The 7,081-nt window shown below is 40.7% G+C and carries 11 protein-coding genes and 2 tRNA genes; 5 read left to right on the forward strand and 8 right to left on the reverse strand.

The annotated features are described in order from the left end of the window. From NZ896_06195 to NZ896_06225, 7 genes are all read right to left on the reverse strand, one after another. Positions 1-911, reverse strand: a 911-nt coding sequence (locus NZ896_06195) for a sn-glycerol-1-phosphate dehydrogenase (GenBank protein ID MCS7117041.1), incomplete at its 3' end; no start/stop codon positions are given. A 147-nt stretch (positions 912-1,058) separates the two neighbouring features. Continuing rightward, positions 1,059-1,151: transfer RNA gene (locus NZ896_06200), tRNA-Arg, on the reverse strand. 143 nt (positions 1,152-1,294) lie between these two features. After that, positions 1,295-1,570: a 50S ribosomal protein L31e gene (locus NZ896_06205; protein MCS7117042.1), complete on the reverse strand. Its 276-nt coding sequence runs from the start codon at positions 1,568-1,570 to the stop codon at positions 1,295-1,297. Between the two features lie 25 nt (positions 1,571-1,595). Continuing rightward, positions 1,596-1,754 (reverse strand): 50S ribosomal protein L39e, encoded by a 159-nt coding sequence (locus NZ896_06210; GenBank protein ID MCS7117043.1) that lies wholly within the window; start codon positions 1,752-1,754, stop codon positions 1,596-1,598. A gap of 2 nt (positions 1,755-1,756) precedes the next feature. Beyond that, positions 1,757-2,038: a DNA-binding protein gene (locus NZ896_06215; protein ID MCS7117044.1), complete on the reverse strand. Its 282-nt coding sequence runs from the start codon at positions 2,036-2,038 to the stop codon at positions 1,757-1,759. A gap of 11 nt (positions 2,039-2,049) precedes the next feature. Continuing rightward, positions 2,050-2,505, reverse strand: coding sequence for a 30S ribosomal protein S19e (locus tag NZ896_06220; GenBank protein MCS7117045.1), 456 nt, complete (start codon positions 2,503-2,505; stop codon positions 2,050-2,052). A 91-nt stretch (positions 2,506-2,596) separates the two neighbouring features. Then, positions 2,597-2,905, reverse strand: a complete 309-nt coding sequence (locus tag NZ896_06225; GenBank protein ID MCS7117046.1) for an RNase P subunit — start codon at positions 2,903-2,905, stop codon at positions 2,597-2,599. 14 nt (positions 2,906-2,919) lie between these two features. Here NZ896_06225 and NZ896_06230 point away from each other — a divergent pair, with 14 nt between their 5' ends. The 5 genes from NZ896_06230 (at position 2,920) to NZ896_06250 (ending at position 6,404) form a co-directional block, all read left to right on the forward strand. Further along, positions 2,920-3,681, forward strand: a complete 762-nt coding sequence (locus tag NZ896_06230) for a ribosome biogenesis protein (protein MCS7117047.1) — start codon at positions 2,920-2,922, stop codon at positions 3,679-3,681. Between the two features lie 160 nt (positions 3,682-3,841). Next, positions 3,842-4,255 carry a hypothetical protein gene (locus NZ896_06235; GenBank protein ID MCS7117048.1) on the forward strand — a complete coding sequence of 138 codons (414 nt, stop codon included), beginning with the start codon at positions 3,842-3,844 and terminating at the stop codon, positions 4,253-4,255. A 289-nt stretch (positions 4,256-4,544) separates the two neighbouring features. Beyond that, positions 4,545-4,638: transfer RNA gene (locus NZ896_06240), tRNA-Gly, on the forward strand. 44 nt (positions 4,639-4,682) lie between these two features. Further along, a complete protein-coding gene (locus NZ896_06245; protein MCS7117049.1) occupies positions 4,683-6,035 on the forward strand; it encodes a hypothetical protein in 1,353 nt (450 codons plus the stop codon). Next, entirely contained in the window at positions 6,036-6,404 is a 369-nt protein-coding gene (locus tag NZ896_06250; protein MCS7117050.1) for a hypothetical protein, read from the forward strand. A 113-nt stretch (positions 6,405-6,517) separates the two neighbouring features. On the opposite strand, the gene NZ896_06255 is transcribed toward NZ896_06250, so the two are convergent. After that, complete coding sequence (locus NZ896_06255) at positions 6,518-6,652, reverse strand: hypothetical protein (protein MCS7117051.1); 135 nt, start codon at positions 6,650-6,652, stop codon at positions 6,518-6,520. Positions 6,653-7,081 lie beyond the last annotated feature (429 nt).

Below are 7,081 nucleotides of genomic sequence, written 5' to 3' on the forward strand. Positions count from 1 at the left end.
TCCTCACTCACACCTATCTCTACCGCACTCGTAGGCGCATGAACATTTAAAAGTGATTTCCTCACAATTTCCCAATCCATTTCATGAAGCTTGGCCATCATGATCGTACCAATACCGCACTTTTCTCCGTGGAGGCCGCAGTTCGGTGCTATAATAGATAGGGCGTGGCTAAATAGGTGCTCAGAACCACTACAGGGCCTACTACTACCAGCTATCCCAGCTGCAACACCCGCGCTGATCAGAGCCTCCACAACATCCCTTATCGACTCATCCGAACCCTTACCTATACTTTCAGACTCCTTTATCACAATATCTGCACTCATCCTAGCCAAACTTGCAGAGTATTTACCGAAGTATTCCCCTCTTAAATCTCTTGCCAACTCCCAATCCTTTACAGCTGTAATCTTCGATATTAGATCGCCACAACCACTGGCCAAAAGCCTCCTCGGAGCATTTTTAATAATCTCTATATCTCCCAGTATGCCTATGGGAGGTCGTGAGATTATTGAATAGGGACGGTTTAAACCTTTGATGGAAGCGAACGGGCTAGAAATTCCATCATGGGAGGCACTTGTAGGTACACTCACGAAGGGGAGGTTCATATTCGATGCGCTGAGCTTCGCTACATCGATCGATTTCCCCCCGCCCAGACCTACGATGATATCTATCCCTTTACCCTTAGCGAATTCCTCAACTCGATTCACTTCATCGATCGTAGCCTCTTTTACACAGTACCAAGAAAGGTCAAAACCACAACTTATAAGCGAATCCTCGACCCGATCGCCCGCTATCTCTTTCACATGCTCACCAGAAACGATCAGGACCTTCCCATTCAAGTCTAAATTCCTTAAGAATTCACCGAATTCACTCAAGACTCCATGACCGATGAGGATCTTTCTTGGTAACTCCATCAAATGGCTTTTCAAGCTAATCTAAAATCTTTTAAACCAAACTATTTAAGAGTATTTAAAGAGCGATTTTAAGGAGTGATTACATGATTCTCTGATCGTTTGTAATCTCTTTGTAATCTCTACGCTAATTGGATATTGCTGTTTAAGTGGGCCCGCTGGGATTCGAACCCAGGACCTTCGGCTCCGAAGGCTTGCGCAAGATTCATCTTCGACGCCCTATCCATGCTAGGCTACGGGCCCTTAGTCGATCCATGTTAATAAAAGGTTCACAAGATATAAATATTCAATTGAGGAAAAATTTGAGTTTTTATTTATTGAAGAGCCTATGAGGGTTGTGATTGATCTAAATTTTATAAATTTTAATGCTACTTTAACTCAGGAAATCAAGCCTTCTCTGAGGGTAGACTCACAGTAACCACTCCATCTTTATCCTTCACCATCTTCACCGTAATCTTTCGAGGAGGGTTCTTTATACCTCTACTCCAGATCAATTCATTTAGAGAGGTATCGATCTTCACCTCAGAACCTTTCATATGCCTCTCTGCAAACTCTTTCACCAGATTGATCGCTCTTATCGCTCTTCTATGCTTGGGTGCTAACCAGGCCCTCCTTAAAGGTATTACATAGATACGTGAAATCTCCTCTTCTTCTTTCGACATTCAGCTCACCCTACACCATAACTTATCATTTAATCTTTAACTTATCTCTTCTCCACATCCTTCTCTTCGGATTTGTACGAACCCTTCTACGGGTCTTTACGATGACCCAGGTGGGGACTGGAGTATTCTGTTTTACCTTGCTATAGAGCCTATTCTTTACACCCGAAGGTTTGTTCTTGGCCAAATTTACGCCCACCTGATCTTAAACTCTCTTTTTGGTTGTTGTAAACTTGCCAATATCTGCTTCAATTCATCATCTGTAATAGGTCTTTGGAGCTTGCCAGAAGTAACGAGTTGAATGATATGATTTTCGATCATCGTCGCAACATCGGGCCTCACCATCTTAACGTTGGTAAGCCTTTGACGGGCTTCTGGTGTAAGTGCGATTCGTAATAGATTCAAACGTATCAATTGCTTTTTACGCTCTTGAAGCGAAGCTGCCAATTCTTTTTCATAATCTTCAGCCATCTTTAACACCTTTAAGCATACCTTGCTAAAGAAGGATTCTCCTTCACCAATTCTTTAAATATTTCAGTCGCGAGCTTATCAAGTTTCTTCCTTCCCAGATTCGTTAATACACGCCCTTTTCCTTCGATCTTCGCCACCAAACCTACAGCCTCCAGTTGTTGTAAGGCCTTCCTAATCGATGAGCCGCCAGCATCCCTATGGTGAGCGGGTGCCAAACCTCTACGCACCCTACCTCCGTACATCGAGCGCAGATCGTTCAATCCCAGTGGTCCATGGATGTACAATTTACGTAGAAGTGATGCGCACCTAACATACCACCAATCTTTATCCTGAGGGGGGCGTTCGGCATGTGACCCAGTCTTGACGAAGGCAGCCCATGCTGGAGGCTTGATCTGCGGCATCTTCTTTAACTGTTCAGCCAACCTCTTGATCAATATATCTTGAGGGACATCATACACTGTAGGCATGTTTACTCAACGTCTGATACCAATAATTACACCTATTTAGGTTTTATAAACTTTGATGATATGATGATATATGCAAAGCTTAATCCCTTAATCAAGTCGAGAGAATTTTGTGATACACATGCCCACACTCCATGCACGTGATGACCACTGCCTTTATCTTTCTACTCAACCTAACCCTTGCATTTAAACCAGGTATTATGAACCTTTTACACCCTCTACAGAAGAGTTGCCTCTTTTCATAGGGGAGTCGAAGGTTATATTTCATACAGATGCGCCTTGCGATCTGTGCCTGCCTTTGGGCCAGATTCATATCGATTGTAGCATTCTTTATCGCATTCTCTAGCAAGATATCAACCCTCTGCCTCGCCAATTCCCTCCATCTTGCTCGAAGAGACTTCACAAAATGGTTGATAGATGGTGAATGATAAAAACTTCACGAATCAGCGAATCACCAGCTCATCGTTTTTAAATTCATCACATGTATTAAGTAATGGCATGCTCAATCTACTGATTGTAGAAGCGGCTTTAGAAACCGTGCCTGAATCGTTATGGAACCATCCCGCTGTGAAGAAGCATGCTGCAAAGAAGGGGAAGAAGCCCGGAGAGATCCTCTTGGATCGTAGCTACCATCACTCAGCTATGCTAAAGTTAGAGAATTCGATGAAGAGGGGGAGGCCAGACCTGGTCCACTTTTCTCTACTCGAAGCGTGTAGCACACCACTATACCTACTAGGGTTATTGAAGGTCTACGTTCATACGATAAATGATGTAGTGATTCGAATCGGTACAAAGGTCCGTCTACCGAAATCGTACTTTCGTTTTGAGGGTCTGATGGAGCAGCTCTTTAAGCAGAGAAGAATAAAATCGAATAGTGAAATTTTACTCGAAATGGAGCGTATGAGCTTTTCAGAGCTCCTGGCTCAAATCAAACCACCTTTAGTCATAGGTTTATCGAGAATCGGTGAAGAGTCCAATTGCCAAAAGGTTGCTAAAGAACTCTCTTTAAAAGAGGGTTCTGCGGTAGTGGTTGGAGGCTTTCCAAGAGGCCACTTCTCTACTCATATATCTTCACACTTTGACCGCCTCTACTCTATACATAGATTATCCCTCGAAGCACATACAGTCATAGCACGTATCATTTATGAATATGAGAAACAGGTCGGCGTATCAAATTAAATCTATAGCTTGATAACTCCCTTCACATTACACGATCGGTCTTTAGACCATCCTCAACCCTTATTCATAAAAGCACTCTTTTAACCTTCTGAATTTCTGAAGCTGGCTAAATTCTACAACAGCTAAATACTTCCTAAAACTCTACTTGATATTGAAGTTTTTGGCTACAGATGACTTTTGGAAGGTGGTAAAGTGGTACACCTTCATACCTATAGTGGGATACTTTCTATACCTCCTATACTCCTCAAAGGATTTCCCGGACGTAAGGGGATGGAAGAAGTTAGGGATCGTACTGGAGAATTCGTTCCTCTACCTCGCTCTGGGCGCATCGGCAAGGTATATTGAAATACCCATAACGACCTGGCTTATAATTACTACGATAGTTGTAATAGTGATCACCCCTATCGAGTTTTTGATGATGAAAAGGTGGGGCCATCGATTCCGCTACCTCGGTTGGCACCACATTCCGACCTTTACAAGGCGAAGGTTTACCTTATCGATGATCTATGTAGCGGAGCATGTGTGGAGCTTTCTTAATCTAGGTTACATAGCAATGCACCTAACGATCGGTTAAATAGATTAAATAGATTAAATTGGTTAAAATTGAACTGATCTGATTCTTTATATAGATTCTTTGATGGTTTGTCCTTTGTAGCTTAATACATATCTGCTCCTTCATCTTCATCTTCAAATTCACCCATACTTTATAGAAGAGGAGACACCAATGATTGAACCCTCGTAAAGAATTATGAAAGAGAGCCTAATATGTAGAAGAGAGTTTGAAAACGACATCGATTAAACTTTAATATCCCTTATAAGTAATTTTAAGATGTTTGTAATCCCTGAAGGGGTCGAGAAGAGGTGCGGTCGTCGTCTAGTCTGGTCTAGGACATCAAGCCAAAACGGCATGGAGGCCTTCCAAGCTGGTGATCCCGGGTTCAAATCCCGGCGACCGCACCTTTAATTAAGTTTAAATACAACAGATAGCTTAGCTAAAAGTGTTGGCAAGGTCAAAACATAAGCATCTGTTAAATGATCCGGATGTTCGCAGGTGGTATAATAACCTCGCTAGAGGTAGTGTGATTACTGCTGAGGAGAGGTTGAGGAGGTTAGGACGTTTTTGTGAAGCTACTGGTCATACTCCTAATTCACTCATAGAGTTAAAGAGGGCTGATCCTGAAGGCTTCGATAGATTCATATTGGACTTTGTAGATTCTTCTCTTAAAAGAGAGAAGCCTGCACAAGTGAGAAACAATCTCATAACGATCAAGTCATGGCTCGCTCATTTTGGCTTAAGGTTTGATAGGAAGATCAGGTTACCAGTTGAAGATTATGTGGAGGAGAGAGTTCCAAGTAAGGAAGAGCTTGGAACGATATTGAGGCATTGTGATGCAAGAGCAAGAGTAATAGCTACACTCATGGCATTCTCTGGAATCAGACCTGAAAGTATAGGGAATTATCTAGGTACTGATGGTATCAGGTTGAGAGATCTGCCTGAGCTTAAGATTGAGAATGGGAAAGTGATCTTTGAAAAGATTCCTGCAATGATTATTGTAAGAAAGACATTAAGTAAAGCGAGGCACCAATACTTCACCTTTTTACCTCAAGAAGGCTGCAAGTACGTAAAAGAGTATCTTGAGTTGAGGTTAAGGAGGGGTGAAGAGTTGAACAGTGATAGTGCACTTGTGGGTCATGAGAGGCCTAGTAAGCTGAGTTTCTTACGTACAACGAAAGTTACATGGGAAGTGAAGAAGGCGATCAAAAGTGCTGGCTTCGATTGGAGGCCTTACGTGCTTCGATCATACTGTGATACAGCATTCGATATAGCTGAGGCAAAAGGACTGATTTCACATCCATGGAGACAATTCTTCATGGGTCATAAGGGAGATATTGAAGCAAGATATTCAACGAATAAGGGAAGATTACCTCCAGATATGATAGAAGAGATGAGAGCAGCTTACAAAAGATGTGAACAATACCTTGAGACGGTCGAGAGACCTAGTAAGGAGGATCCAGAATTCACCACACTTAGAACCATGGTAGAGAGTGGTGTATTAGATTTATCAAAGCCGAATGTTAGGAGTTATTTGATTCAAAAGCTTGGTATTAATGATATGGAGGTAAGGGTTGCAAAGATGAAGGAGTCAGGCTATAGTGAAGATGAGTCTATCGTGAGGGTAATATGTAAAGAACTTGGTATAGAGCCAACGAAGATAGAGATATTCAAAGCCAAGGAAAATAGTGATCCAAAAAAGATCGTGAGTGAAGATGAGCTCGAAGATTATCTCGCTGATGGATGGGATATTCAAACAATACTACCTTCAGGAAAGATAGTGGTAAGGAGGGTGGTGTAATTGGAGGGTAAAGTTGAGCTCGTTAAATTCTTCACAAATGCGAAGCGTGCATTAAATATGAAGAAGTTAAAGCTTAAATGGTTACCGAATGATAGTGTTAATCTATCGGGCGAGGTTAATGACAATATAGTTTATGTATATGAGAAAGAAATAGATGAGGCTCGAAGAACTATAAAGCATGAATTGATAGACATGTTGATCTCTCAAGTGATAGAAGATTACATAATACTTGAGAAGCTAAAAGGTCGTGTTAATCAAGATGTATTCGAGAATCTTAAGTGGCAAGTATATAAGAGGAAGGAGAATGTTATACAGACAATTATTAAACTAATACCAGATGATACTGTAGGAAACGGCAATCTTCTCTAAGCTATCGAAACCCATACTTTCAAGCAAAGCCTTATCCTTTTGAGGTAGATTTAGCTTAGAGAGATCTGTCATCTTTATCCCCTTTTATCTATTGAGTCCTTTATTGAGACCAATTAACAATTCACCTTTTCACTTATATGATTATCTTCTTTTAAAAAACCGCTACCTGTCCAACTGTTAATTTTATTCTTCCAATAATCTTTGGCTCCATAATCTCCAAATTTTAAAGTATCACTATGTGGGGTCATGGTAATTCACCATAATTATCATTTAATGCTAAATGAAAAGTCCCTTCATGACCTTTAATACTAAGAATGTTTTTGTTCTTATTAAACATATTTCAAATCGTAAAAAATATTTAAACAATTTAAACAAAAGCAAATTTTTCGCATGAACAAACAACGTTGTTTGTCTACGAACTTAAAGATTTGAGTTAGATTTTTTAGTTAAAAACCTATGGGAGAAACCTAAGGAGAGAAACCTAGCTTAGATAAGTATTTAGGTTAGCTACAATATATTATTTTGTTAATGACTTTTTCGAGATATTTAGAGAGTTATAGATATCCCCAATCTGCATCACACTTACTACTGTAGTGGAAAGAAGACTTTAAGGCGCAGGATAACTTCTTTATATATACCCACAATGCGTAGAGAAGAATCAAAAAGTCCTATCTGAC

It is taken from the genome of Nitrososphaerales archaeon (assembly GCA_025058425.1).
Lineage (GTDB): Archaea > Thermoproteota > Nitrososphaeria > Nitrososphaerales > JANXEG01 > JANXEG01.

What these genes read in the sequence shown, in the direction of transcription:
- NZ896_06205 (MCS7117042.1), bottom strand. Translation starts at nt 1,570, where the DNA reads ATGTCGAAAGAAGAAGAGGAGATTTCACGTATCTATGTAATACCTTTA.
- NZ896_06215 (MCS7117044.1), bottom strand. Translation starts at nt 2,038, where the DNA reads ATGGCTGAAGATTATGAAAAAGAATTGGCAGCTTCGCTTCAAGAGCGT.
- NZ896_06220 (MCS7117045.1), bottom strand. Translation starts at nt 2,505, where the DNA reads ATGCCTACAGTGTATGATGTCCCTCAAGATATATTGATCAAGAGGTTG.
- NZ896_06230 (MCS7117047.1), top strand. Translation starts at nt 2,920, where the DNA reads ATGGTGAATGATAAAAACTTCACGAATCAGCGAATCACCAGCTCATCG.
- NZ896_06255 (MCS7117051.1), bottom strand. Translation starts at nt 6,652, where the DNA reads ATGACCCCACATAGTGATACTTTAAAATTTGGAGATTATGGAGCCAAA.